Source organism: Allofournierella massiliensis (assembly GCF_004345265.1).
Taxonomy (GTDB): domain Bacteria; phylum Bacillota; class Clostridia; order Oscillospirales; family Ruminococcaceae; genus Allofournierella; species Allofournierella massiliensis.
This window is the reverse complement of sequence record NZ_SLUM01000011.1, coordinates 1-24,227: the sequence shown is the minus strand read 5'-3', so window position 1 is coordinate 24,227 and position 24,227 is coordinate 1. Positions and strand designations below refer to the sequence as shown.

The 24,227-nt window shown below is 61.0% G+C and carries 17 protein-coding genes; 5 read left to right on the top strand and 12 right to left on the bottom strand.

Features of this window, described 5'->3' with window-relative positions; all coding sequences use genetic code 11:
* Positions 1-74: 74 nt before the first annotated feature.
* The 5 genes from EDD77_RS07710 to EDD77_RS07690 form a co-directional block, all read right to left on the bottom strand.
* Positions 75-2,045, bottom strand: coding sequence for a PTS fructose transporter subunit IIABC (locus EDD77_RS07710; protein WP_058963391.1), 1,971 nt, complete (start codon positions 2,043-2,045; stop codon positions 75-77).
* An 84-nt stretch (positions 2,046-2,129) separates the two neighbouring features.
* Positions 2,130-3,032, bottom strand: coding sequence for a 1-phosphofructokinase (pfkB, locus tag EDD77_RS07705; RefSeq protein ID WP_058963392.1), 903 nt, complete (start codon positions 3,030-3,032; stop codon positions 2,130-2,132).
* Entirely contained in the window at positions 3,029-3,784 is a 756-nt protein-coding gene (locus EDD77_RS07700) for a DeoR/GlpR family DNA-binding transcription regulator (protein ID WP_058963393.1), read from the bottom strand. The genes pfkB and EDD77_RS07700 overlap by 4 nt, the downstream gene beginning before the upstream one ends.
* 210 nt (positions 3,785-3,994) lie before the next feature.
* Positions 3,995-5,623: a phosphoenolpyruvate--protein phosphotransferase gene (ptsP, locus tag EDD77_RS07695; RefSeq protein WP_058963394.1), complete on the bottom strand. Its 1,629-nt coding sequence runs from the start codon at positions 5,621-5,623 to the stop codon at positions 3,995-3,997.
* Positions 5,620-6,783, bottom strand: coding sequence for a patatin-like phospholipase family protein (locus EDD77_RS07690; RefSeq protein ID WP_058963544.1), 1,164 nt, complete (start codon positions 6,781-6,783; stop codon positions 5,620-5,622). The genes ptsP and EDD77_RS07690 overlap by 4 nt, the downstream gene beginning before the upstream one ends.
* 340 nt (positions 6,784-7,123) lie before the next feature.
* On the opposite strand from EDD77_RS07690, the gene EDD77_RS07685 reads away from it, so the two are divergent.
* A complete protein-coding gene (locus EDD77_RS07685) occupies positions 7,124-9,226 on the top strand; it encodes a sodium-translocating pyrophosphatase (RefSeq protein WP_058963395.1) in 2,103 nt (700 codons plus the stop codon).
* Positions 9,227-9,368: 142 nt separating this feature from the next.
* On the opposite strand, the gene cysK is transcribed toward EDD77_RS07685, so the two are convergent.
* On the bottom strand, positions 9,369-10,307 hold the full coding sequence (gene cysK, locus EDD77_RS07680) for a cysteine synthase A (protein ID WP_058963396.1): 939 nt from the start codon (positions 10,305-10,307) through the stop codon (positions 9,369-9,371).
* A 313-nt stretch (positions 10,308-10,620) separates the two neighbouring features.
* On the opposite strand from cysK, the gene EDD77_RS07675 reads away from it, so the two are divergent.
* Positions 10,621-11,322, top strand: coding sequence for an ATP-binding protein (locus EDD77_RS07675; protein ID WP_058963397.1), 702 nt, complete (start codon positions 10,621-10,623; stop codon positions 11,320-11,322).
* Between the two features lie 55 nt (positions 11,323-11,377).
* On the opposite strand, the gene EDD77_RS07670 is transcribed toward EDD77_RS07675, so the two are convergent.
* The 3 genes from EDD77_RS07670 to EDD77_RS07660 are packed head-to-tail and all read right to left on the bottom strand — an operon-like array spanning position 11,378 to position 13,377.
* On the bottom strand, positions 11,378-11,608 hold the full coding sequence (locus EDD77_RS07670) for a DUF1653 domain-containing protein (RefSeq protein WP_058963398.1): 231 nt from the start codon (positions 11,606-11,608) through the stop codon (positions 11,378-11,380).
* A gap of 5 nt (positions 11,609-11,613) precedes the next feature.
* Entirely contained in the window at positions 11,614-12,525 is a 912-nt protein-coding gene (locus EDD77_RS18030; RefSeq protein ID WP_058963399.1) for a GNAT family N-acetyltransferase, read from the bottom strand.
* Positions 12,526-12,552: 27 nt separating this feature from the next.
* Positions 12,553-13,377: an MYG1 family protein gene (locus EDD77_RS07660; RefSeq protein ID WP_058963545.1), complete on the bottom strand. Its 825-nt coding sequence runs from the start codon at positions 13,375-13,377 to the stop codon at positions 12,553-12,555.
* 350 nt (positions 13,378-13,727) lie between these two features.
* Here EDD77_RS07660 and EDD77_RS07655 point away from each other — a divergent pair, with 350 nt between their 5' ends.
* The 3 genes from EDD77_RS07655 (at position 13,728) to EDD77_RS07645 (ending at position 17,541) form a co-directional block, all read left to right on the top strand.
* A complete protein-coding gene (locus EDD77_RS07655) occupies positions 13,728-15,872 on the top strand; it encodes an N-acetylmuramoyl-L-alanine amidase (RefSeq protein ID WP_058963400.1) in 2,145 nt (714 codons plus the stop codon).
* A gap of 143 nt (positions 15,873-16,015) precedes the next feature.
* On the top strand, positions 16,016-16,492 hold the full coding sequence (locus EDD77_RS07650; protein ID WP_058963401.1) for an RNA polymerase sigma factor: 477 nt from the start codon (positions 16,016-16,018) through the stop codon (positions 16,490-16,492).
* The gene (locus tag EDD77_RS07645) at positions 16,489-17,541 is read left to right on the top strand and encodes a hypothetical protein (RefSeq protein WP_058963402.1); all 1,053 of its coding nucleotides are present in this window, start codon (positions 16,489-16,491) and stop codon (positions 17,539-17,541) included. Before EDD77_RS07650 ends, EDD77_RS07645 begins: the two co-directional genes overlap by 4 nt.
* Before the next feature lie 66 nt (positions 17,542-17,607).
* Here the strand turns inward: EDD77_RS07645 and EDD77_RS07640 are convergent, their stop codons facing one another.
* From EDD77_RS07640 to EDD77_RS07630, 3 genes are all read right to left on the bottom strand, one after another.
* Positions 17,608-19,440, bottom strand: a complete 1,833-nt coding sequence (locus tag EDD77_RS07640; protein WP_077138497.1) for a peptide ABC transporter substrate-binding protein — start codon at positions 19,438-19,440, stop codon at positions 17,608-17,610.
* A 418-nt stretch (positions 19,441-19,858) separates the two neighbouring features.
* Positions 19,859-21,703 carry a peptide ABC transporter substrate-binding protein gene (locus EDD77_RS07635; RefSeq protein WP_077138498.1) on the bottom strand — a complete coding sequence of 615 codons (1,845 nt, stop codon included), beginning with the start codon at positions 21,701-21,703 and terminating at the stop codon, positions 19,859-19,861.
* A gap of 440 nt (positions 21,704-22,143) precedes the next feature.
* Positions 22,144-23,817, bottom strand: coding sequence for a peptide ABC transporter substrate-binding protein (locus EDD77_RS07630; RefSeq protein ID WP_058963403.1), 1,674 nt, complete (start codon positions 23,815-23,817; stop codon positions 22,144-22,146).
* Positions 23,818-24,227 lie beyond the last annotated feature (410 nt).

Genomic DNA, 24,227 nt, shown 5'->3' with positions numbered 1-24,227 from the left:
TTGTTTTATTTTATGTTTGTGTTTTTGAAGAGCCCGCGCACCGCAGCACGCGGGCCTGCTTTGTAACAAATGGATTACTGCTCCTTGTTCTTTTTCAGAACACCCAGCAGCAGCATGCCAACCAGGCTGCCCACCACCAGGCTGATCACATAGCCCAGCACATTGGTGACCACGGGGAACACGAAGATACCGCCGTGAGGAGCCATCAGGCTGCAGCCGAAGAACATGCTCAGAGCGCCGGCCACCGCGCTGCCAACCACGCAGCTGGGGATCACGCGCAGGGGATCGGAGGCAGCGAAGGGAATCGCGCCCTCGGTGATGAAGCACAGGCCCATGATGTAGTTTACCACGCCGGACTTGCGTTCATCCTGAGTGAACTTCTTCTTGAAGAAGGTGGTGCACAGAGCGATGGCCAGCGGGGGAACCATGCCGCCCACCATAACGGCGGCCATCATCTGGTATTCGATGGCGCCCTGCGCTGCGCCTGCAGCGGCGGCGGTGGCAATGGCGCCGGTACCGGTTACATAGGCAGCCTTGTTGAAGGGGCCGCCCATATCAATGCTCATCATGCCGGCCAGAACCGCACCCAGCAGGATCTTGCTGGTGCCGCCCAGGCTGTTCAGGAAAGCGATCAGACCGTTGTTGATGGCGCCCATGATGGGGTTTACCAGGCACATGAACAGGCCCATGAACAGCACGCCGATTACAGGGTAGAGCAGAATGGGCTTAATGCCTTCCAGGCTGTCCGGCAGCTTGTCGCAGACCTTGCGCAGGCCCAGCATGAAGTAGCCGCCCACAAAACCGGCCAGCAGCGCGCCCAGGAAGCCGGCGGGAATGGCTGCGGTGTTGGGATCCAGAATGGTGGCAAAGCTGGTGCCGGCAGCGGCCAGGCTGCCGCCCACAAAGCCAACGGCCAGACCCGGACGGTCGGCAATGCTCATGGCGATATAGCCCGCCAGGATGGGCAGCATGAAGTTGAAGGCCACGCCGCCAACGGTCTTGAAGAAGGCCGCCACGGGGGTGTTCATGCCGAAGTTTGCGGGGTTGATGGAGTAATCGTCCAGCAGGAAAGCCAGGGCGATCAGAATGCCGCCGCCGATTACGAAGGGCAGCATGTGGGAAACGCCGTTCATCAGATGCTTGTACAGCTGACGGCCGATGCTCTCGTTCTTGGCAGTCTCGGTGGTCTCCACCGCGCCGGAGTAGTGGTAGATGGGAACCTGCTTCTCCACGATCTTGCCGATCAGCTCTTCGGGATGATGGATACCCTCGCTCACGGGAACAAAGAGCACACGCTTGCCGTCAAAACGGGCGGTCTCCACATTCTTGTCGGCGGCAACGATAATGCCGTCGGCCGCGGCGATCTCCTCAGCGGTCAGCACGTTCTTGGCGCCGCCGGAGCCGTTGGTCTCGGCCTTCAGGGGAATGTCCATGGCCTTGCCGGCCTTCTCCAGAGCCTCGGCAGCCATGTAGGTGTGCGCAATGCCGGTGGGGCAGGCGGTAACAGCCAGCACACGGTAACCGGCGGCCTTTTCCTCGGCAGCGGGAGCAGCCTCAGCGGCGGTCTCCTGCGCAGCGGGCTCGCCGTACTTGGCGCCTTCGGCCTCGTCGATGGCCTTCATGAACTCCTCCACAGTGGTGGCGGCCCGCAGCCTGGCGGTGAAGTCGCCATCCATCAGCAGCACCATCAGGCGGCTGAGGATTTCCAGATGCAGGTTGCCGTCCATGGGGGCGGCGATCATGAAGAACAGGTCGCTGGGCTTGTTGTCCATGGCGCCGTAGTCCACGCCGGTGTCCAGGGTCATGGCCGCCAGACCGGGGCGCTTGACCGCCTCGCTCTTGGCGTGGGGCACCGCGATGCCCGCCTCAATGGCGGTGCTGCTCTGAGCCTCGCGAGCCAGAATGGCCTGCTTGTAAGCCTCCACATCTGCCAGATTGTCGCCAGCCACATGCAGGCCGATCAGCTTGTCGATGGCCGCTTCCTTATTCGCTGCGCTGGTGTGCAGCTCCACACTTTCCGGTCTGAGCAAATCCGTAATACGCATGATTCTCGATCCTTTCTCTCGTTCTTTTTTCTAGGGGTGCGATCTATTTGCAGGCGTGCGGTTCTGTGGTTCCGCGGCGCACGCTTATGCCTTGTTCAAAAGAGCCTCGATCTCGGGGCGGGTGGCCAGTACATCCGAGAATGCAGTGGCGCTGCCCGCGGCGCTGCCCACGCGCAGGGCCTGCTCGTAGTCGCCGCTGTCCAGATAGCCGGCCAGGAAGCCCGCCACCATGGAGTCGCCCGCGCCCACCGAGTTCTTCACCTTGCCCTTGTGGGCGGCCAGCCGGTGGCACACGCCGTTTTCGTCCAGCAGCATCGCGCCGTCGCCGGCCATGCTTACCAGCACGTTGCGGGCGCCCTGCTCCTGCAGCTTGGCGGCGCACTCCCGGATCTCCTCGTCGGTGGTGAGGGTGCGGCCGAAGATCTCGCCCAGCTCATGGTTGTTGGGCTTGATCACGAAGGGCCGGTATTTCAGCACGTTTACCAGCAGATCCCGGGTGGCGTCCACCGCACAGAGCACCTTTTTGCCCTCCAGCCGGGCCAGAATGCTCTCGTACACATCGCTGGGCATGCTGGCGGGGATGCTGCCGGCCAGAACCAGCACATCGCCCTCGCCCAGGGCATCCAGCTTGTGCAGCAGCTCCTCCAGCGCCTCGGCGCTGATGTCCGGCCCCTTGCCGTTGATCTCGGTCTCCTCGCCGGCCTTCAGCTTCACATTGATACGGGTGAGCCCGGCAGGCAGGTGGATGAAGTCGGTGGCAACGCCCTTGGCGGCCAGCCCGTCCTCAATGGCCTTGCCGGTGAAGCCGGCCACAAAGCCCAGCGCCACGTTCTCATGGCCCAGCTCCCGCAGCACCCAGGACACGTTGATGCCCTTTCCGCCCAGCTGCACGTCCTCGCTGACGGTGCGGTTCACCTGGCCCAGAGCCAGCTCATCCATGCGCACCACATAATCCAGCGCGGGATTGAATGTAACGGTGTATATCATAACCCTTCTACCTCCTTGATCACTGCGTGCTTGCGATAACTCTTGTCCGGCAGGCGGTCGGTTACAATGCAGGCCTGGTCGATGGGGGCCACGGTGACCGCCGATACCCGCCCGAACTTGGACGAATCTGCCAGAACATATTTGATGTAGGCCTGACGCAGCGCGGTGGCCTTCAGCTCGGCCTCCTCCACGTCCGGGGTGGTGTAGCCCTGGCCCACGGTGATACCATTAATACCGATAAACGCCTTGGTGAAGTTGTAGTGCCCCAGTGCCTGCACCGCACCGGAGCCTACGATGGCCTCGGTTCCGGTCTTGAGCATGCCGCCCAGAATGTAGGCCTTGAAGCCCTTGTTCACCAGCCGCTGGGCGTGCAGGATACCGTTGGTCACGATCAGCAGCCCGTCGCTGGGCTCCAGATACTCCAGCATCCGCAGGGTGGTACTGCCCGCATCCAGGAAAATCACGTCGTCCGGCTGAACCTGCGCCGCCGCATAGCGGGCAATCATGTCCTTCTGGTCCAGATTGAGCTGCTCCTTGGCGCTCATGGTGGGCTCCGTGCTCTCGAACATGGCGTCCACTGCGGTGGCGCCGCCGTGCACCTTGTTCAGCTTGCCCTGCTCGGCCAGAATCATCAGATCCCGCCGTACCGTGGATTCCGAGGTATCCAGCCGCTGCGCCAGCTCGGTGACGGTGGCCGCCCGGCGCTTGGCCAGCACTTCCAGAATAACCGCAAACCGTTTTTCTGCCAGCATCACGCCGCCTCCTTTTTGTTCCGTTCTTTTGTTCTGGTTTCACTATAACACAGATATTTGGCGAATTCAAGCATTTTCTATCAAAAATAATCAAATTTCTTCATTTTCTTTTCCTGCATCCGCGCATTTTCGCGCAAATCTGCTCAAATGCGCAAAAAAATCTCCCCAACACCCGGTTTCGGATGCAGGGGAGAGAGGTGTTTCCGATATTTATCGCCGGAAGCGGGGCGGTTCGTTCAGATCCAGCTCCAGCAGGTGGGCCTTGATCTGCATCAGGCTGCGGGCCTCCATACACAAACCACGCACGCCCTGACGGATGAACCGCTCGGCAGTGTCCGGGTCGGTGGCGCTCACGCCGCAGATGGTCACCGGCAGCTCCTGGCTCCAAGCAGCCGCCACCACCATATCGATCAGGCGGCCCACCGCGTGGGGCCAGCCGGTGAAATAGCCGGACATCCGGCTGTCGCGCCGGTCCGCCGCGTATGTGTACTGGATCAGATCGTTGGTGCCAATGTGCACAAAGGAGCACCGGTCCGCCAGAATCTCGTCCGCCAGCAGCGCGGCACTGGGCACCTCGATCATGGCGCCGATGGGTACCTTTTCATTGAAGGGAACTCCCTCCCGGCGCAGCTGGCTCTTGGCTACCTCCACAAGCTCCAGCGCTTCCTTCCAGTCCGCCGGGCCGGTGATCATGGGGAACATGATGCGCAGATCGCCCTTGAGCGCAGTGCGCAGCAGTGCCCGCATCTGGGTGACGAACAGCTCGGGATGGCTCAGCTGGAGCCGTACCCCCCGCATGCCCAGCGGGGAATAGTTGGTGGTATCCTCCAGACCGGCCACCCGCTTGTCCGCCCCGATGTCGAAGGTGCAGATGGTTACCGGGTGGCCGGCAGCAGCCTCCAGGCAGGTCATATAATAATAGTACTGCTCATCCTCGGCGGGAATGTGCTCGCCGGTGATCACGAATTCGCTGCGCAGCAGGCCCACGCCGTCCGCGCCCGCATCCATCGCAGCCCGGATATCGGTGGGGCTGGAGCAGTTGGCCAGCAGGGTAACAGTGGTGCCGTCCTTGGTCACACAGGGCTGGTCCTTCAGGAATGCCATACGCCGCTTCAGCATGCCCTCGCCCACAATCCGCCGCTGGGCATGGCGCACCGCATCCGCGTCCGGTTTGATAATCATGTCGCCGTTGTAGGCATCCAGAATGGCTGCCTGCCCCTCGCTGTATGCCAGCATCTCGCTGCCCAGCTGCACCACAGCGGGAATGTCCATGGTGCGGGCCATGATGGCCGCGTGGCTCTGGATGCTGCCCCCGCTGGTGGCGAAGCCCAGAATCTTGGCCCGATCAATGCTGATGATGTCGCTGGGGAAGATTCGCTCGCCCACCAGAATGCAGGGAACCTCCAGCTCGGGGGCCTTGCGGGGCTCACCGTCCAGAATGTTCACCACCCGCCGGCAGACGTCCAGCACATCCACCGACCGCTGGCTCATGTATTCATCGTCCAGATTTTCCAGGGTGGCGGCGTAATGCCGGCCCACCCATTCCATGGCTGCGGCCGCGCCGTCGCCATCGGCAATGCGCTGGGCCACCTGTGCCAGAAGGCCCGCATCCTCCAGCATCATCCGCTGGAACATGAGAATGGCCTGCTGGGTACCGTCGGTCTTTTCCTCCAGAACGTGGAGCTCCTCCTTGGCCAGGATGACAGCGGCATCGAACAGAGCCTGTTCGCGCACCGGCAGACCAACCACCCGCACCAGACCGGCAGTGCCGTGATGCAGCCGGTGAACCGGCCCCATGACCAGTCCCTTGGATGCACTGATGCCTGTAAATCTTCTCATGGCTCCTCACCTCCCTGGGATCCGCGCAGGCTTGCCGCCACAAGTGCCTGCAAAAACTCTCCGGGCGCGGCAGCCGCCTGAGCGGCCTCCCGGATACAAAGGCCCGCATCCGCCTCGAACAGCGGTGCGAAACGCAGGCAGATCTGGGGATCCACCCGCTGTAAAAATTCCTCAAACAGCTCACCGGCGGTGTAAACCGGCTCCGGCGCAACGCCCGCCAGCTCGCAGGCCCGCTCCAGAGGGGCAAGCGCCCGGGCGGCAGCGGTGGCCGCCAGCTTTTCCAGCCCGCCCAGTGCCGCCTGTTCCGCAAAGGTGAGGGCAGGGTTCGCCCCCATCACCCGCCGCAGCAGCTCTGCGTAGGGGCGCACAAAGCCCTCAGTGAGCGCCCGCTCCTGGCCGGCCTGTATGCTGTATGCAATGCCCAGAATCCGGCCGAAGGCCCGGTAGGTATCGTTGTAGCCCAGGGCGATGTTCTGCCTTGCCTGCTGGGGATCAAAGGTAAGAATCGCGCCCAGTTCCCAGTGGCTGCGCACCAGAATCACCGGCAGCTGGGGCGGCATCCGGCGGGTAATACCGATGCCGTCCACATCCACGGCCACCACTTCTTCCGCACCCATACGCCGGGCAAGGCCCACAGGCATATTGTCGGCATAGCCGCCGTCGATGAACTGCTCGCCCTCAATGGCCCGGGGCCGGAAGGCCGGAAAGCATGCGGCGGAAGCCAGAAGATAATCCTTCATCTGCCCCTGCGGGATCTGCTGCGCCGTGAGCTCCAGCGGGCGCAGGTTGCGCTTGTTCACGGTGACCAGACCGAATTCAATGGGGGAGGTGCGCAGCGCATCCTCGTCCAGCACCCGATCCACGATGCTCTCCAGTGGGGTCACATCCAGCCCGCCGCCGCGCATGGTTTCCTGCCAGAAGTTCAGCACCCCCTGCTCCGGGTCCGGCGGATCGGTGATCACCTGACGGGTGTCGATGGTGAGCCACATGTCCCGGGCGGTGGCCCACTGACCGGTGGCGAACATGGCGCCGTTCAGGCAGCCCACCGAGGTGCCGGTAATCACATCCGGCCGCCAGCCCAGCTCGGTCAGCGCCTGATATACCCCCACCTGGTAGCTGCCGCGGGCTCCGCCGCCCGCCAGTACTAGCCCTCGCTTCATGCCTTTTCGCCCTCGCTCACTTTTTCGCTTTAACACATTGTAGCAGAAAACTTTCCGGGGACGCAACTGCTTTTCCGTAAAAAACGGCAGAATCGCATGGTCGTCCATTGTGTTTAGTCTATTATAATCCTTTCCTGCAGTAAAGGAAATACGTTTTCAACTATTTTTACAAAATATTTTATAGCTTAAAAAATATTTTGTGCATCATTCTTGTTTTTCCGGGGGTTTCGTTCTATAATGAAGGCAACAGCGGAATTTTCGCTTCGTTACCCCTGAAGCGTTTTTCGCGTGGTACACCCCGGCTTTGCCGGTGTTTTGAACAAGGAGGGATCATTCGATCATGAGCGCGATGTACTTTGTTACGGCAGGCTCCGTGCTTGCCCTGCTGTTTGCGGCGGCCATGTTTGCCCGGGTAAAGAAAGAACCTCAGGGCTCCGCCCAGATGGCAAAGATCTCGGCCGCGGTGAGCAACGGTGCCACCGCCTACTTGAAGCGTCAGTATAAGGGCGTGGCCATCTTCTTCGCGGTGGTCTTTGTGATCCTGCTGATTATGGCTTCTCTGGGCTTTCTGAGCTTTTTTACCCCCTTCGCCTTCCTGACCGGCGGCTTCTTCAGCGGCCTGTCCGGTTTTATTGGCATGCGCACCGCCACCATGGCCAACTGCCGCACCGCCAACGCCGCCTCGAACAGCCTGAACAAGGGCCTGCGGGTGGCCTTCAGCGCCGGCTCGGTCATGGGCTTCACCGTGGTGGGCCTGGGCCTGCTGGACCTGAGCGTCTGGTATTTCTTCCTCCATTTCTGGTACACCGCCATTGATCCGGTGGCCAGCCAGGAGATCCTGATTCAGAACATCACCTCCAACATGCTCACCTTCGGCATGGGCGCTTCCTCCATGGCGCTGTTCGCCCGTGTGGGCGGCGGCATCTTCACCAAGGCGGCGGACGTTGGCGCCGACCTGGTGGGCAAGGTGGAAGCGGGCATTCCGGAGGATGACCCCCGCAACCCCGCCGTTATCGCAGACAACGTGGGCGACAACGTGGGCGACGTGGCCGGCATGGGCGCCGACCTGTATGAATCCTATGTGGGCTCCATCGTTTCCACCAGCGCGCTGGCCGTGGCTGCCGGCTTCGGCATGCAGGGCGTGGGCGTTCCCATGCTGCTGGCCGCGCTGGGCGTGCTGTGCTCCATCGCGGGCACCTTCTTCGTAAAGACCAAGGAGGGCGCCAGCCAGAAGAATCTGCTGACCGCCCTGCGCACCGGTACATACATCAGCAGCGTGCTGATCGCCATCTGTGCCTGGTTCGCCATCCACTGGCTGCTGCCCGCCGAGCACGCCACCGGCGTGTTCATCGCGGTGATCAGCGGTCTGGCCGCCGGTGTGATCATCGGCGCGCTCACCGAATACTACACCTCGGACAGCTATTCTCCCACCCGAAAGCTCTCGGCCTCCAGTGAGACCGGCAGCGCCACCGTAATCATCAGCGGCCTGTCTCTGGGTATGCTTTCCACCGTGGCTCCCGTTGTGATCGTGGGCATTTCCGTCCTGCTGAGCTACTTCTGCAGCGGCGGCGCCGAGGACTTCAACATGGGTCTGTACGGCGTGGGCGTTTCCGCCGTTGGCATGCTGAGCACCCTGGGCATCACCCTGGCCACCGACGCCTACGGCCCCATTGCGGACAATGCGGGCGGCATCGCCGAGATGACCCACATGCCCGCACAGGTTCGCCAGCGTACCGACGCGCTGGACAGCCTGGGCAACACCACCGCCGCCACCGGCAAGGGCTTCGCCATCGGTTCCGCGGCCCTGACCGCACTGGCGCTGATTGCCTCCTACATCGACAAGGTTCACCAGATTGATCCGGACATTGTGCTGGATCTGTCCATCACCAATCCCACCACCCTGATCGGCCTGTTCATCGGCGGCATGCTGCCCTTCCTGTTCGCGGCTCTGACCATGGACGCGGTGGGCAAGGCGGCCCAGAGCATCGTGGTGGAGGTTCGCCGCCAGTTCAAGGAAATCAAGGGCCTGATGGAAGGCAAAGCTGAACCGGACTATGCCTCCTGCGTGGATATGTGCACCCGCAGCGCCCAGAAGCTGATGCTGGCCCCCGCCCTGATCGCGGTGATCGTGCCCGTTGTGGTGGGCCTGATCCTGGGCGTGGAAGGCGTGGCCGGCCTGCTGGCAGGCACCACCGTTACCGGCTTTGTGCTGGCCGTGATGATGGCCAACTCCGGCGGCGCGTGGGACAACGCGAAAAAGTACATCGAGAGCGGCGCCCATGGGGGCAAGGGCAGCGACTGCCACAAGGCCGCCGTGGTGGGCGACACCGTGGGCGATCCCTTTAAGGACACCAGCGGCCCCTCCATCAACATCCTGATCAAGCTCACCAGCATGGTTTCCATCGTGTTTGCCGGTCTGGTGGTTGCGGTGCATCTGCTGTGAGCCGTCGGTCTCTGTTCTCTCTTTCTCTGCCGTAAGGCCCGCCATAAGACCTCCTGGCCGTTTGTGTGCGGCGGGCCATTTGGACCAAAAAGGGAGGAGCGTTAAAAACGCTCCTCCCTTTTTGTTATGGAAAATCTGTTTTTCAGCCCTCTGCGGTGAACAGCCCGGTGGACAGATACCGGTCGCCGGTGTCCGGCAGAAGGGTCACGATGGTCTTGCCCGCATTCTCCGGCAGCTTTGCCAGCCGGATAGCGCCCGCCAGCGCCGCGCCGGAAGAAATGCCCGCCAGTACGCCCTCTGCCCGGCCCAGGGCCCGGCTGGCCTCAAAGGCCTGCTCGGTGGTCACGGTAAGCACCTCATCATAGGCGTTCTGATCCAGAGCATCCGGCACAAATCCCGCGCCGATGCCCTGCAGCTTGTGGGGGCCGGCCTTCCCGCCGGACAGCACCGGCGAATCCGCCGGCTCCACCGCGGCCACATGGATGGCCGGATTCTGTTCCTTCAGGTAACGGCTCACACCGGTGATGGTGCCGCCGGTGCCCACACCGGCCACAAACAGGTCGATCTTGCCATCGGTATCCTCCCAGATCTCGGGGCCGGTGGTGCGGTAGTGGGCGTCCGGGTTGGCGGGATTTTCGAACTGGCCGGGGATAAAGCTGCCGGGGGTCTGGCTCGCCAGCTCCTTTGCCTTTTCGATGGCGCCGGTCATCCCCCTGGCGCCGGGGGTGAGCACCAGCTCGGCCCCATAGGCCATCATCAGCTGGCGACGCTCCACCGACATGGTGTCCGGCATGACGATGATCACCCGGTAGCCCCGGGCCGCCGCCACCGAGGCAAGGCCGATGCCGGTGTTGCCGCTGGTGGGCTCAATAATGGTGCCGCCCGGGCCGATCAGGCCCTTCGCCTCGGCATCATCCAGCATGGCCTTGGCCACCCGGTCCTTCACCGAACCGGCGGGATTGAAGGATTCCAGCTTTGCCAGCAGCACGGCATTCAGGCCCAGTTGCTGTTCCAGGCGGACAAGGCGGAGCAGGGGAGTGCGGCCGATCAGCTGATCCGCTGCGGTGTAGATCTTGGACATGGTTCATTCTCCTTTTCTGTTTCTGGTTCGATTGGACTGCATCTGGTACGGGCCCCGCGCCCGGCCGGTTCAACATCGGGCCAGACCTCCGGCCGCCGGGCAAAGATACATCCGATTCATTGCACACGCCGCCTTTCCGTGGAAAATTCAGGATAGCGATATGATACGCCATATTTCCCATCTTGTCAATAGGATTATATTCTTTTCATTTTGTTTGATTTCAAACAGAATATTTGACATCCACCGGGTATACTGGGTACAGAATCTGATTGTGAGCTGCGCCCGGTGGGCGTGAAAGGAAGGAACTGCTGCTATGATCCGTAGAATCATTAAAATCGACGAAGCCGCCTGTAACGGCTGCGGCGCCTGCGCCGCGGCCTGCCACGAGGGAGCCATCGGCATGGTAAACGGCAAGGCCCGCCTGCTGCGGGACGACTACTGCGATGGCCTGGGCGATTGCCTGCCCGCCTGCCCCACCGGGGCCATCTCCTTTGAAGAGCGGGAGGCCGCCGCTTACGACGAAGCCGCCGTACTGGCCAACAAGGCAAAGACCGGCACCCCCGCCCACACCGGCTGCCCCGGCAGCCGCAGCCGGGCGCTGAACCCGCAGCCCGCAGCCGCTGTGCCCAGTGAGGAGCCCGCCAGCTGCCTGCGCCAGTGGCCGGTACAGATCAAGCTGGCTCCGGTGAACGCCCCCTATTTTGAAGGGGCCGACCTGCTCATCGCCGCCGACTGCACCGCCTACGCCTACGCAGGCCTGCACAGCCGGTTCATGGCCGGCCGGGTAACCCTGATCGGCTGCCCCAAGCTGGACATGGTGGATTATTCCGAAAAGCTGGGCGCCATTCTGGCGGCCAACAACATCCGCAGCCTGACCGTAGTGCGCATGGAGGTGCCCTGCTGCGGCGGGATGGAATACGCCGTGCAGCGGGCGGTGGCCGCCAGCGGCAAGGCACTGGATGTGAAGGTTGCCGTGATCAGCACGGACGGCCGCATCCTGAAGGAATCGGTTTGACAAAAAGCGCAAAAGCCAAAATGGCTTTTGCGCTTTTTTCATTTTCGGGCAGGGCTCAGTCTCCAACCCGCTCAAAGCGCCAGGTCTGGTCCGCGTCCGGGTATTTTTCCCGGTCCACCGGGCCTGCAAACATTTCGTAGGGGCGCACCCACAGGCCACCCTCGCCGTACAGCGGCCGATATACCACCAGCCGCTCGTCGGTCTCACTGTGACGGGCAACGCCCTCCACCTGATAATAATTGCCCTTGAAGTGCCGGTAACGCCCCGGCGTAATTTCCCGTTCCATCCGATTCACTGCTCCTTATTCTTCTCATCCGGCTCCAGCCCGGCCAGCTGCTTCCAGTCCGCGCCCTGACGGGTGGCGGCAGCCAGCGCGGCCAGCTCTCCGGGCAGCGGAGCGCGGGGCTCTTCTGCGGGCGGGTCGGTGCGGCCGGGGGCCAGATCCATGAGCCAGTAGCTCACACCCTGCCAGCCGTTTTTCAGCCCGCAGCGGGCCTGCCGCCCCTCGCACACAAAGCCAAACCGCTCATGAAAGGCTTCGCTGGCGGGGTTGGGATCCGCCAGCACCGCATAGGCGTTCCAGTAGCCCTGGCGGCACAGCGCCGCCAGCAGCGCGTGATACAGCATACTGCCCACACCCAGCCGCCGGGCCTCCGGGGCAAGGTAGATGGTGGTCTCGGTGTCCCACGCGTAAGCGCCGGTGCCGTAGCGCCAGGGATGGGCACAGGCGTAACCCAGCGCCTGCCCCAGTGCGTTCTCCGCCAGGAAAAAGGGCAGGCGGCGGCAGAGGGCTCGCATCTCCCGTCGGTAATCCTCCAGTTTGGGCGGCTGATACAAAAAGGATGCGGTGGAGTGCAGCACATAGTGGCTGTAAATGCCCAGCACCGCCTCGGCGTCCGCCGGGCGAGCCGGCCGCAGCAGCACAAAGCGGGCCGGATCGAACCCGGAGGCAAGCGCCTCCTTTTCCTCCTTGCTGCACTTTTTGAGGGTTGCTTCCCGGCGCAGCGCGGCGGTTTTATCCTCCAGCAGCTCGGCATAGGCCAGCGTCTCGCCCCCGAAACCCCGGGTGTATTTTGCCCCCTTACCACTGGCGTGGGCCCGCAGCCGGCGCAGCAGGTCATTGGTCCAGCCGGTGTACAGCGCACCGTTGGCGCAGCGCATCATATACACATAGGCGGGAGCCGGCAGATTGTTCTGTTCCATGGAAGGTTCCGTCCTTATTCTGCAAACTTATTTTTTGCCGCCCCGCAGCACAAAATAGCAGGCGGCGATGGCGTCCTCTTTGGTCTCGGCGGTGATCAGAAACCGGCTGGCGTGGCAGAAACGCAGGGTGGCAATGCCGGAGGATTTGCGCAGATGCTCCTCCGGCTGGCCTGCCCAGCCCATGGGGAAGGGCTTCTTGGGCCGCTTGGTCAACCGGTCGTTCACACACTGGGCCGACCAGCCGCCCCGCTGGCTGGGATACACCACAAACAGCGCGTCGCTGCGGTAGAGGGCGTTTTTCCAGGGGGCATAGCAGGGCAGAATCACAATGCCATCCCTGCTTTCCGCATAGGCCTTCTGCACCAGCGCGTCCGCCCGGTTCACCGCCCGGGCCGCTTCGATGTTATTCTCCAGAATCACCTGGGCAAAATCCACTGCCCGTGCAAAACACTCATCCGGATCCCGAGGCTGATCCCACAGGGGATTGAAACCGCCGATGGCATCCGCCAGCAGACAGCTTTCGCCGGTGTTGTCGTTCAGATCCAGCGGCTGCACAAAGTTCTCGTCCAGCAGACGGGCCTGATTTTCCCCCACCAGCTGTGCGCCGAACTCCCGCCACAGCAAGCCGAAAGCCGCATAAGGCACCCCGTTGGGGCGCTCGGCCCGATCCGCCGCGTGATGGTCGAAGGGGCCGTTGCCAATGTCGTAAACAATGCCGTCGAAGTTCTCCGGCACAGAGAAGCCACGGGTCACGGTGAAGTCCGGCCGCAGGATGCGCAGCAGCGCGGTGCTGAACACATCGTCCGCGTGGAACTTGCCGCCGTGGGTAAAACCGTTTTTGGGTACTTGCATGCTCATGGAATCCATCCTCACACTCTTGTTGTCAGGGCAATCCCGCACAATTCCAGGTGGTGGAGTGCGCCAGAAAATTTTTTGTGATATGAACCAAAAAACGCAGCCAATCCTTGGTGGATTGGCGAGCATTTTTGGAAAATAGCACGGAAAATTTTGGCGTGATACGCCGCCTGAGCCGGCAGGCGTGAATTGTGCGAGGTTGCCCTAGTATCCCTTTCAGTATACCACATTCCCGCAAGCCCCGACGCAAAAATTGGCAGATGCTTTTCCTGTGCAGCCCTCCGCAAACGTGCTATAATGAGTTCAAAGCCCCGCCAATCGGGGCAGCCACGAGAGGGGGAACCATTATGCCCGTAAAAACCCGTCGCCCCTTTGCCCTGGGGATGATTGTTCTTGCCGCTGCTGCGCTGGCGGCTCTGATTTTTGCCATCGTTCTTTTGATCCGGGGTGTTGCCGGCCTGGCCATGCCCCACATGCAGACCCCGGACCAGATCCGGGCCGTTCTGCTGGACGATGCCTGGGCCGCATATTTCGACGAGAGTCATACCCGTCAGGAGCAGGAGACCTTCCTGTCCAGCACGCTGGACGAGGCAGCCGCACAGGGCGCCAACACGGTGCTGCTCACCGGCCAGACCCCCGGCGGCGGTGTGCTGGCCCGCAAGCTGGACTCCGCCGAGCCTGCCCCCATGGTGAGCGAGTCGGACAGCCTGTTCTCCTCCTTCGACCCCATCCGAATCCTGATGCAGCAGGCTTCCCAGCGGGGCATGCTGGTGGCTTTGTACCGGCCGGAAGAGCTGGCTGCAAAGGACTGGATGACCGAAACCGCCGATCGGTATGGTCTGACGCTGTATGAGCCCAGCGGCGAGGGGGTATCCGCCCGCTACACCGCCGAGGGCCAGCCGGAGCTGACCCTGGCCCAGCAGAGCCCCGCTCTTGCCGTCGCGATATGCCAGCTGCAGCCGGGCACCGGCGTGGTGCTGGGCAGCCTTTCCGGCCTTGTGAACGGCACCGAAAGCGCCGCAGTGACCCTGCAATACCTTTCCGGCGACGGTCTGCCCGAAATTGCCCAGCAGCAGTTTTCCCAGACGCTGGCCATCGTCTCCCCGGATCCGGCCAGCAAGGTCTACACCGACACCATCTTTCTGATGGGCACTTCCGACCCCAACCAACCCCTGACCGTGAACGGCCAGAATGTGGAGCGCTACAGCTCCTACGGCATGTGGGGCCTGGAAGTGAGCCTTGCCGAGGGCGACAATGTGTTCACCGCCCAGCAGGGGGAATCCTCGGTTTCCATCACCCTGACCAAGCCCGCACCCACCAGTGGTTCCGGCGGCTCCGGTACACCGGAGATCGTCTCCGATGGCTCGGTGGCAGCACAGCCCGGCCAGCTGCTGCGGGTGACCTCCACGCTGGCCAGCGCCCTTCCCGACTATCAGGATACCAGCACCATCGCCATGACCGCCTATGAGGGCGCGGTGGCAGAGGTAACAGACAGCGTTTCCTTTGTGAGCGGCAGCAAACGCACCTACGCCTATCAGCTGCCCGATGGCAACTACATAAAAGCGGCGGACTGTGAGCTGCTGGAGGAAGGCACCGCGCAGGCCGCTTTCACCGGCCTTTCTGCCAGCGAAGAGAACGGAATCGAATATCTGACCTTCACGGGCAGCGGCACGCCCTATTACACCCATATCTGGGAAGGCAACGAGTTTACGCTGCATTTTTATTCCGCCACCTTCTCCGGTGAACTTCCGCAGAACTTTGGCTTTGAGGGCGCCAGTGTGACCGTGGAGCCGGAAGAAAACGGCTTCTCTCTGCACTTCACCTTCCAGGACAGCGATCCCCTGTGGGGCTATTTTGTGGACTACACGGCGGAGGGCGGCAGCCGCATTGCCCTGAAGCACCAGCCCGTGCGCAGCAGTGACCCGGCTCTTCCGCTGGCCGGTGTGACCGTGCTGCTTGACCCGGGCCACGGCGGCGACGACATGGGCGCGCCCGGCTCGCCGGTGGAGGATTTCCCCCAGGAGAGCGAGCTGAACCTTTCCGCCGCACTGGCCGCCAAATACCGGCTGGAGCAGCTGGGCGCCACCGTGACCATGACCCGGGATACCGATGTGTTCTACACGCTGGCCGAGCGGATGGAGATGCTCAACAGCCAGAAACCGGATTTCTTCATCGCCATCCACCACAACAGTGCCGCCATGAACGCGGATCTAAATCAGGTGGGCGGCACCGAGGCCTACTGGTTCTACACCGAGGGCAAACCGCTGGCCACCGCCCTTTCGGCAAATGTGAGCCTGACCACCGGCCGCAACGACCGTGGGCCGAAATATTCCGCCTTCTATGTGACCCGATCCAACATCTGCCCCGCGGTGCTGCTGGAGCTGGGCTTCGTGAGCAACCCGGCGGAGTACGAGAGCTGCGCCACGCTGGAGGGGCTCTGGTCCGAGGGCGGCGCCATCGCTCAGGCCGTGCTGGACAGCGTGCCCGGCTGATTTCTTCAAACAATTGTGCCCACTGGAACATCCAGTGGGCATTTTTTTATTTTTACTGAAAGATCCGCGCCCTCTCAGTCGTATTCCCGGTGAAAGCGCTTTTCCACACCACAGCAAAGGAAGTGAGCGATACGAATCCTCCCATGGACCGCCGCCAGGCAGAGCGGCTGGTAAATACCTATTCCGACCTGATCCTCCGGCTGAGCTATACCTACCTGAAAAGCACCGCCGACGCACAGGACATCTGCCAGACCGTTTTTCTCAAGCTGCTCACCAGCCCCCGGAGCTTTGAAAGCCCGGAACACGAAAAAGCATGGATCATCCGCGCCACCGCCAACGCCTGCAAAGATCTTTTGAAGAGCCACTGGCGACGCACCACCGTGGCCATGGATGAGGCCGCACCGGTACCCGCCCCACCGACGGAGGAGGGAAGCCTGCTGGCCGCCGTGCAGCTGCTGCCGCCCAAGTACCGGGCGGTAATCTATCTGTACTATTATGAGGGTTACGCCGCAAAGGAAATCGCCCGGCTGCTGGGAGAAAACCCGGCCACCATCTCCACCCGGCTGAACCGGGGCCGGGCGCGGCTGCGCACCCTGCTGGAACAGGAGGAACTGGCATGAAAACCTATAAGGACGCCATGAACGAGCTGCGGTTTTCCCCACAGCAGAAACAGGAAATGATTGATCGCCTGATGACCCAATCCGCTCAATCGGCCCAGCCCTCCCAGCCCTCCAAAGGGCGGGCCATCCCACTGCGCCGGGTCTGCGCCCTGGGTGCGGCGGCGGCTCTTGCCGGGGCCCTTTGTCTGGGTGCGGCTGCCAGCGGCGCACTGAAACCCGCGGCACAGGCCTTTGGCGCGGTGTTCGGCACCGCACCCGCCCAGACCGAAATCATCGACCGGATCGGCCACCCGCTGGACGCCCGCACCACCGTGGGCGGGGTAACCGTCCAGGCCGACGCCATCATCGGCGACACTTACAGCTACGCCATCGTTTATTCCCTCTATCGGGAGGACGGTGCGCCCATCACTGCGGACCCGGACCCCAACCGGGATGGAGCGCTGGCGCTTCGCTTCGGCGATTGGGACACCGACGTGGGCCACCTGGGCGGCACACACGGAACTGCCTGGTTCTTTGACGAGAACCCCACCGACAATGCCGTCCAGTTCGTGCAGCTGCTCACCGCAGATGCCCCGCTGAAGCCGGGCACCGCCACCGTGCGCCTGACCGACCTGAAGCAGGGAATCGGCGAGGATGCGGCACTTCTGGCCCGGGGCACCTGGGAGCTGCGGTTCGACTTTGCCTTTGAGGACAGTTCACTGGAGCTGGCCGGCGGGCAGAGCTTCACCGTAAACGGAGAAACCGCCGTGCTGAACAGCGTGTCCATCTCGCCGCTGTCTCTGCGAATCGACTACACGGTAAACACACCGCTGCAGCAGCGCGAAAACGAAAGCTCCGGCACACCGGACAGCGCCCTTACCCCGCAGCCGGTCTATCTTACCCTCACCGACGGCAGCCAAATCGATCTGACCGGCTTTGGCGGCGGTATTCGACCGGAAGGGGAAAGCACCCGCTGCGAGATCAGCGGCGTATTTGACCGAATCCTTCCGCTGGATACCATCGAAAGCATCACCATCGGGGAATCAGTCATCCCGGTAACCACTTCATGATTCCCTGAACAGACAAAAAAGGACCTGCCCGTTTGGGCAGGTCCTTTGATTTGTTTTGATGCCAAATCAGGCGGCAGCAGAGGTGCTGGCGGAAGCGCTCTCGGCAGCTTCGGAGGAAGCAGCCTCGGAGGTGGCGCTCTCAGCAGCCTCGCTCACAGCGCTCTCGGCAGCCTCAGAAGAAGCGGTCTCGGAAGCGGTGCTCTCGGCGGCGGTGCTGTCGGCTACGCTCTCGCTCTCGGCAGTGGTGTCCTCAGTGGGCTCGCCGATGTAGGCGTACTGCAGGTACCAGTAGCCGTAGGGGCTGTGCCAGGTGCCCTGCAGATCGGTGCTCTGCAGCCAGAAGTCGCTGTTGTGAGCGATGGGGATCATGGCGTAGTCGCCCATCAGCATCTCCTCAGCAGCGTGCAGGTTGGCAAAGCGCTGCTCCACGTCGGCGATGTTGGTGTTGTTCATCAGCTCGTCGAACTCGGGGTTGGAGTACTTACCGTCGTTGTTGCCGTTCTCGGTCATGAACAGCTCCAGGATGTTGGAGGGATCGTTGTAGTCGAATACCCAGCCGTTGCGGGCCATCTCGTAGTCACCGGAGCGGCGCAGCGGGGTGAAGGAAGACCATTCCACGATCTCGATCTCCAGGTTGATGCCCAGAACTTCCTTGTAGCACTGCTGCATGTACTCAGCAACAGCCTTGTTGTAGCCGGAATCGTTGGTGGTGTAGGTGATGGTGGGGAAGCCCTCGCCATTGGGGTAGCCGGCGTCAGCCAGAGCCTGCTGAGCCTGCTTCTTGGACTCCTCGTAATCGGTGGGGATCCACTCCTTGTTGGAGTTGTCCATGTAGGGGGTGGTGCCGTCCGCATCGGTGATGCCGGGGCCGGTCAGCTCGTAAGCAGGCAGGTAGGTGCCCTGCTGCACGGTGTTGGCGATGTAATCGCGGTCCAGAGCCAGGCTCAGGGCCTTACGCACGTTCACGTCCTGGAACAGCTCGTTCTGCAGGTTCATGCTCATGTAGGAGGTGCCCATGATGGGATCCACATGGAACTCGGGGGTGCCGGTCAGGCTGGGGATCTCCTCGGTGGGAACGTCACGCACCAGAGAGGCCTGGCCGGTCTGGAACGCGGTGTAAGCCGCGGTGGAGTCCTCCATCAGCAGGAAGGTGATGGTGTCGGTAACGATCTTGCTGGTATCCCAGCCGCCGTTGTAGTAGGGGTTCTTGGTGAACACGATCTGCTGGCCCACGGTCCACTCAGTCATGTAGTAGGGGCCGTTGGAGACATAGGTCTCGGGAGAGGTGGCCCAGGAATCGCCGTTGGCCTCGATGGTCTCCTGCTGCACGGGGCTCAGGGTGGCAAAAGCAGCCAGCTTGTCGAAGTAGGTGCAGGGATGAGCCAGAGTCACCACGAAGGTGTTGGCATCGGGAGCAGACACCTGCAGAGCGTCCGGATTACCGGCCATGGCCTCGTCGTAGCCGGCAACCATGCCCACCACAGTGGCGGAGTAGGGAGCGGCAGTGGCGGGATCGGCCACACGCTTATAGGTGTAAACGAAATCGTTGGCATCCAGGTCGGTGCCGTCGGACCACTTCAGGCCCTCACGCAGGTGGAAGGTCCAGGTCAGGCCGTCCTCGCTCACTTCGTAGCTCTCAGCCTGGCCGGGCTGGATCTCGTTGTTCTCGTCCAGAATCAGCAGGCCCTCGAAAGCGGTCAGGATCATGTTGCCGCCGTCGATGGCGCTGTTCAGCGCGGGATCCAGGGTCTCAGGGTTGGGGCCCAGCTGAACAGTCACATTGCTGCTGCCGGTGGCAGTGCCCTCGGCAGAGCCGCTGGTGGCAGTCTTGTTGCCGCCGCAAGCGACCATGCTGAACGCCATGGCAGCGGCCAGCACCAGTGCTAACACTTTTTTCATGTTGCGGTTCCTCCTCTTACAGATAAGCAAAGTTTCTCTGCGCCGATTCAACCCCGGAAGAGGCAGAACCGGCAAACACACATGCCGTTTTTCGGGTTTGCAGGTTCCAGATACAAACCCCGGCCCCGCTGTTTGTCTGTTCATAAAATACACGGCGCGCAGCGGGTGTCTTGAACGCATTGTAGCACTTTACCCCAAAAAAGCTCAATGACTCTTGTAAAATTGTAAAAAATTTGTTTTCTTTTCTGGAAAAGTTCTCCACCGAAAGATTCTTTTTTCACACCTCTTTTATATAGTTTTCACAACTCGTTGTTTGTTTGAACAAGAGGAGTGCTGATTTTTGCCAACAGGCCAGCTGGTATGAAAAAAGAGCCCCGCGTTTGCGGGGCTCTTTTTGGTGTTTGTATTCCGTGCCCAATCAGGCGGCGCTGGCGGAGGCGCTTTCGGCACCCTCGCTGGCAGCAGCTTCCGTGGAAGCAGCGCTCTCGGCAGTCTCGCTCACGGCGCTCTCGGCAGCCTCAGAAGAAGCGGCCTCGGAAGCGACGCTCTCAGCAGCGGTGCTGTCGGCTACACTCTCACTCTCGGCAGTGGTGTCCTCAGCGGGCTCGCCGATGTAAGCGTACTGCAGGTACCAGTAGCCGTAGGGGCTGTGCCAGGTGCCCTGCAGATCCGGGCTCTGCAGCCAGAAGTCGTTGTAGTAGGCCACGGGGATCATGGAGTAATCCGCCATGACAATCTCCTCAGCAGCGTGCAGGTTGGCAAAACGCTGCTCCTTGTCGGCGATCTTGGTGTTTTCCATCATCGCATCGAACTCGGGGTTGGAGTACTGACCGTCGTTGTTGGCATTGCCGGTCATGAACAGCTCCAGCATGCTGGAAGGATCGTTGTAGTCGAAGGACCAGCCGTTACGGGCCATCTCGTAGTCACCGGCACGGCGCATCGGGGTGAAGGAGGACCATTCCACAATCTCGATCTCCAGGTTGATGCCCAGAACTTCCTTGTAGCACTGCTGCAGATACTCGGCCACAGCCTTGTGGTAACCTGCATCGTTGGTGGAATAGGTGATGGTTGGGAAGCCCTCACCGTTCGGGTAGCCGGCATCAGCCAGAGCCTGCTGAGCCATGGCCTTGGCGGTCTCGTAATCCTCAGGAATCCACTCGCCGCTGGACTTGTCCATGTAGGCGCTGCCGTCCGCATCGGTGATGCCGGGGCCGGTCAGCTTGTAAGCGGGGGAGTAGGTACCCTGCATCAGGGTATTGGCAATGTAGTCACGATCGATGGCCAGGCTCAGAGCCTTACGCACATTCACATCGTTGAAGGGCTCGATGGAATCGTTCATGGTCAGATAGTAGGTGCCCATAACCGGATCCACATAGAACTCACCGCCATCCTCGGCCTTGGTCAGGCTGGGGATTTCCTCGGTGGGAACATCCTTGATCAGCTGGGCCTGACCGGTGGTGTAAGCGGTGTAGGCAGCGGTGGAGTCCTCCATCAGCAGGAAGGTGATGGTATCGGTCACGATCTTATCGCTGTCCCAGCCGCCCTTGTAGTAGGGGTTCTTGCTGAACACGATCTGCTGGCCCACAGTCCACTCGGTCATGTAGTAGGGGCCGTTGGAGATGTAGGTCTCGGGAGAGGTGGCCCAGGCGTCGCCGTTGGCCTCAATGGTCTCCTGCTGCACGGGGCTCAGGGTAGCGAAGGCAGCCAGCTTGTCGAAGTAGGTGCAGGGGTAGCTCAGGTGCACGATGAAGGTGTTGGCATCAGGCGCTTCCACCTGCAGAGCATCCGGATTGCCGGCCATGGCTTCGTCGTAACCGGCGATCATGCCCACGGCGGTCTGCGAGTAGGGAGCAGCGGTGTCGGAATCGGCAACGCGCTTATAAGTATACACAAAATCGGTGGCGTCCAGATCCGTGCCGTCGGACCACTTCAGGCCCTCGCGCAGGTGGAAGGTCCAGGTCAGACCGTCCTCACTGACCTCCCAGCTCTCGGCCTGACCGGGCTGAACCTGATTGTTCTCGTCCACGATCAGCAGGCCCTCAAAGGCAGTGATCAGCATATTGCCGCCATCGATGGTGCTGTTCAGCGCCGGGTCGATGGATTCGGGGTTGGGGCCGATCTGTACGGTCACATTGCTGGCGGTGGCGCTTCCGGAAGCGGAGCCGGCGTTGCCGGCGCTGGCAGTGGAAGAGCTGCTGCCGCCGCAAGCCACCAGGCTGAATGCCATCACGGCAGCCAGCACCAGAGACAAGGCTTTTTTCATAATTGGTATTCCTCCTCAAGCAGTTTGCAAAGTTTCTCCTGCGGCCGGTTACGCGCTCCGCGGTAAGCTCGTTTTCCGGCTGCGGGCTGCTGTTTTTCCCGCAGATTCCAGATGCGGGCAGCAGCCTTTCCCCATTGAATGTTTGAATAAATATTCAAATTTCTTGGGTGTTTATTCGAATTGTAGCACTTTACCCCAAAAAAGTGCAATGGGTATGTGCGGTTTGTAACTTTTTTGTTTCTTTTGTTCGTCAACCTGTATTTTCTATGTTTCAGAACATGTTCTAACTTATGCACCTTTCACAATCCTTTGTCCAAATGGACAAAGGCTACAATCCTGCTTCACAACAGAAAAAGACCCCGGAAGCATCCGGGGTCTTTTTCTTCTGTGTGTTGAACAGAGAAACTTTGCTCTCTGGAAGAGCCGAAGCTCATACAGCCTTACTCAACGTAGGCGTACTGCAGGTACCAGTAGCCGTAGGGGCTGTGCCAGCTGCCCTTCAGGGAAGAGCTCTGCAGCCAGAAGTCATTGTAGAAGGCCAGGGGGATCATTGCGTAATCTTCCATGGCGATCTTCTCAGCGGCGTGCAGGTTGGCAAAACGCTCGTCCTTATCGGCGATCTTGGTGTTCTCCATCATCTCGTCGTATTCGGCGTTGGAGTACTTACCATCGTTGTTGCCGTTGCCGGTCATGAACAGCTCCAGCATGCTGGAGGGATCGTTGTAGTCTAATACCCAGCCGTTACGGGCCATCTGGTAGTCACCAGCACGACGCTGCGGGGTGAAGGAGGACCATTCTACAACCTCAACCTCCAGGTTGATGCCCAGAACATCCTTGTAGCACTGCTGCAGGTACTCAGCCACGGCCTTGTGGTAGCCGGAATCGTTGGTGGAGTAGGTGATGGTGGGGAAGCCTTCGCCGTTCGGGTAACCGGCCTCAGCCAGAGCCTCCTGAGCCTGCTTCTTGGCTTCCTCGTAATCGGTGGGGATCACATCGTAATCGGAATTATCCATGTAGGAGCTGCCGTCAGCATCGGTGATGCCAGGGCCGGTCAGCTTGTAAGCGGGGGAGTAGGTGCCCTGCATCAGGGTGTTGGCAACATACTCACGGTCGATGGCCAGGCTCAGAGCCTTACGTACATTCACATCGTTGAAGGGCTCGACCTGATCGTTCATGCTCAGGTAGTAGGTGCCCATGATGGGATCAACATAGAAGTCGCCGCCATCCTCGGCTTTGGTCAGGCTGGGGATTTCCTCAGTGGGAACGTCCTTGATCAGCTGGGCCTGGCCGGTAGTATAGGCAGTGTAAGCAGCGGTGGAGTCTTCCATCAGCAGGAAGGTGATGGTCTCGGAAACGATCTTGCTGGTGTCCCAGCCGCCCTTGTAGTAGGGGTTCTTGCTGAACACGATCTGCTGACCAACGGTCCACTCAGTCATGTAGTAGGGGCCATTGGAGACGTAGGTCTCGGGAGCGGTGGCCCAGGAATCGCCATTGGCTTCGATGGTCTCCTGCTGCACGGGGCTCAGGGTAGCGAAGGCAGCCAGCTTATCGAAGTAGGTGCAGGGGTAGCTCAGGTGTACCACGAAGGTCAGAGCATCGGGAGCTTCAACCTGCAGAGCGTCGGGATTGCCGTTCATGGCCTCTTCATAGCCGGCGATCATGCCCACGGCAGTGGCGGAATAGGGAGCAGCGGTGTTGGGATCCGCAACGCGCTTGTAAGTATACACGAAGTCGTTGGCATCCAGATCGGTGCCGTCAGACCACTTCAGGCCCTCACGCAGGTGGAAGGTCCAGGTCAGGCCATCCTCGCTGACCTCATAGCTCTCGGCCTGGCCGGGCTGAACCTGGTTGTTCTCGTCCACAATCAGCAGGCCCTCGAAAGCGGTGATCAGCATGTTGGCGCCGTCAATGGCGCTGTTCAGCGCGGGGTCCAGAGTCTCGGGGTTGGGACCTACCTGAACGGTAACGCCGGTAGCGGCAGTGGCAGAACCGCTGGCCGCGGTGGAATCGGTGCTGGTAGCGCCGCTGGTTGCAGTGGAGCCGGAGCCGCCGCCGCAGGCAGCCATGCTGAACGCCATCACGGCAGCCAGCACGAGAGCTAACATCTTTTTCATGGTTGCTTTCCTCCTGAATTTGGTTTTACCCTTTTCCGCTCTGCCCCGCAAGGGCCGGAGCGAAGTGTTTTTTCACTGCGAACAATTGTGTCCGCTGCGATTGGCTTGGTAACATTGTAGCACTTTATCCCAAAAAAGTGCAAGTGTATTTTTGTCTTTGTAAAAATTTTGTCTTTTTTCATGATTTTTTCACGGGATTGCCACATCTTTTTGCAGCAATTGCGCGACAGTTTCTCCCTGTTTGGACAAAAACTCCCGGTTTTTGCAAAATCATTTGTAACTTTTTCGCCGCAATAAGCGCGGGTACAAAAAAGGGGCTGTTGCAAAATAGCCTAAAATGAAAAAAATGAGATAGACTTCCCCGAAAGGGTTGCCTATCTCATTTTTTGTTGTAGTCTGAAACTGCAATG

Excerpts from the sequence above, each read along its gene's own strand:
- EDD77_RS07710 (WP_058963391.1), bottom strand. The coding sequence starts at position 2,045 with ATGCGTATTACGGATTTGCTCAGACCGGAAAGTGTGGAGCTGCACACC.
- pfkB (WP_058963392.1), bottom strand. The coding sequence starts at position 3,032 with ATGATATACACCGTTACATTCAATCCCGCGCTGGATTATGTGGTGCGC.
- EDD77_RS07700 (WP_058963393.1), bottom strand. The coding sequence starts at position 3,784 with ATGCTGGCAGAAAAACGGTTTGCGGTTATTCTGGAAGTGCTGGCCAAG.
- ptsP (WP_058963394.1), bottom strand. The coding sequence starts at position 5,623 with ATGAGAAGATTTACAGGCATCAGTGCATCCAAGGGACTGGTCATGGGG.
- EDD77_RS07690 (WP_058963544.1), bottom strand. The coding sequence starts at position 6,783 with ATGAAGCGAGGGCTAGTACTGGCGGGCGGCGGAGCCCGCGGCAGCTAC.
- EDD77_RS07685 (WP_058963395.1), top strand. The coding sequence starts at position 7,124 with ATGAGCGCGATGTACTTTGTTACGGCAGGCTCCGTGCTTGCCCTGCTG.
- cysK (WP_058963396.1), bottom strand. The coding sequence starts at position 10,307 with ATGTCCAAGATCTACACCGCAGCGGATCAGCTGATCGGCCGCACTCCC.
- EDD77_RS07675 (WP_058963397.1), top strand. The coding sequence starts at position 10,621 with ATGATCCGTAGAATCATTAAAATCGACGAAGCCGCCTGTAACGGCTGC.
- EDD77_RS07670 (WP_058963398.1), bottom strand. The coding sequence starts at position 11,608 with ATGGAACGGGAAATTACGCCGGGGCGTTACCGGCACTTCAAGGGCAAT.
- EDD77_RS18030 (WP_058963399.1), bottom strand. The coding sequence starts at position 12,525 with ATGGAACAGAACAATCTGCCGGCTCCCGCCTATGTGTATATGATGCGC.
- EDD77_RS07660 (WP_058963545.1), bottom strand. The coding sequence starts at position 13,377 with ATGCAAGTACCCAAAAACGGTTTTACCCACGGCGGCAAGTTCCACGCG.
- EDD77_RS07655 (WP_058963400.1), top strand. The coding sequence starts at position 13,728 with ATGCCCGTAAAAACCCGTCGCCCCTTTGCCCTGGGGATGATTGTTCTT.
- EDD77_RS07650 (WP_058963401.1), top strand. The coding sequence starts at position 16,016 with ATGGACCGCCGCCAGGCAGAGCGGCTGGTAAATACCTATTCCGACCTG.
- EDD77_RS07645 (WP_058963402.1), top strand. The coding sequence starts at position 16,489 with ATGAAAACCTATAAGGACGCCATGAACGAGCTGCGGTTTTCCCCACAG.
- EDD77_RS07640 (WP_077138497.1), bottom strand. The coding sequence starts at position 19,440 with ATGAAAAAAGTGTTAGCACTGGTGCTGGCCGCTGCCATGGCGTTCAGC.
- EDD77_RS07635 (WP_077138498.1), bottom strand. The coding sequence starts at position 21,703 with ATGAAAAAAGCCTTGTCTCTGGTGCTGGCTGCCGTGATGGCATTCAGC.
- EDD77_RS07630 (WP_058963403.1), bottom strand. The coding sequence starts at position 23,817 with ATGAAAAAGATGTTAGCTCTCGTGCTGGCTGCCGTGATGGCGTTCAGC.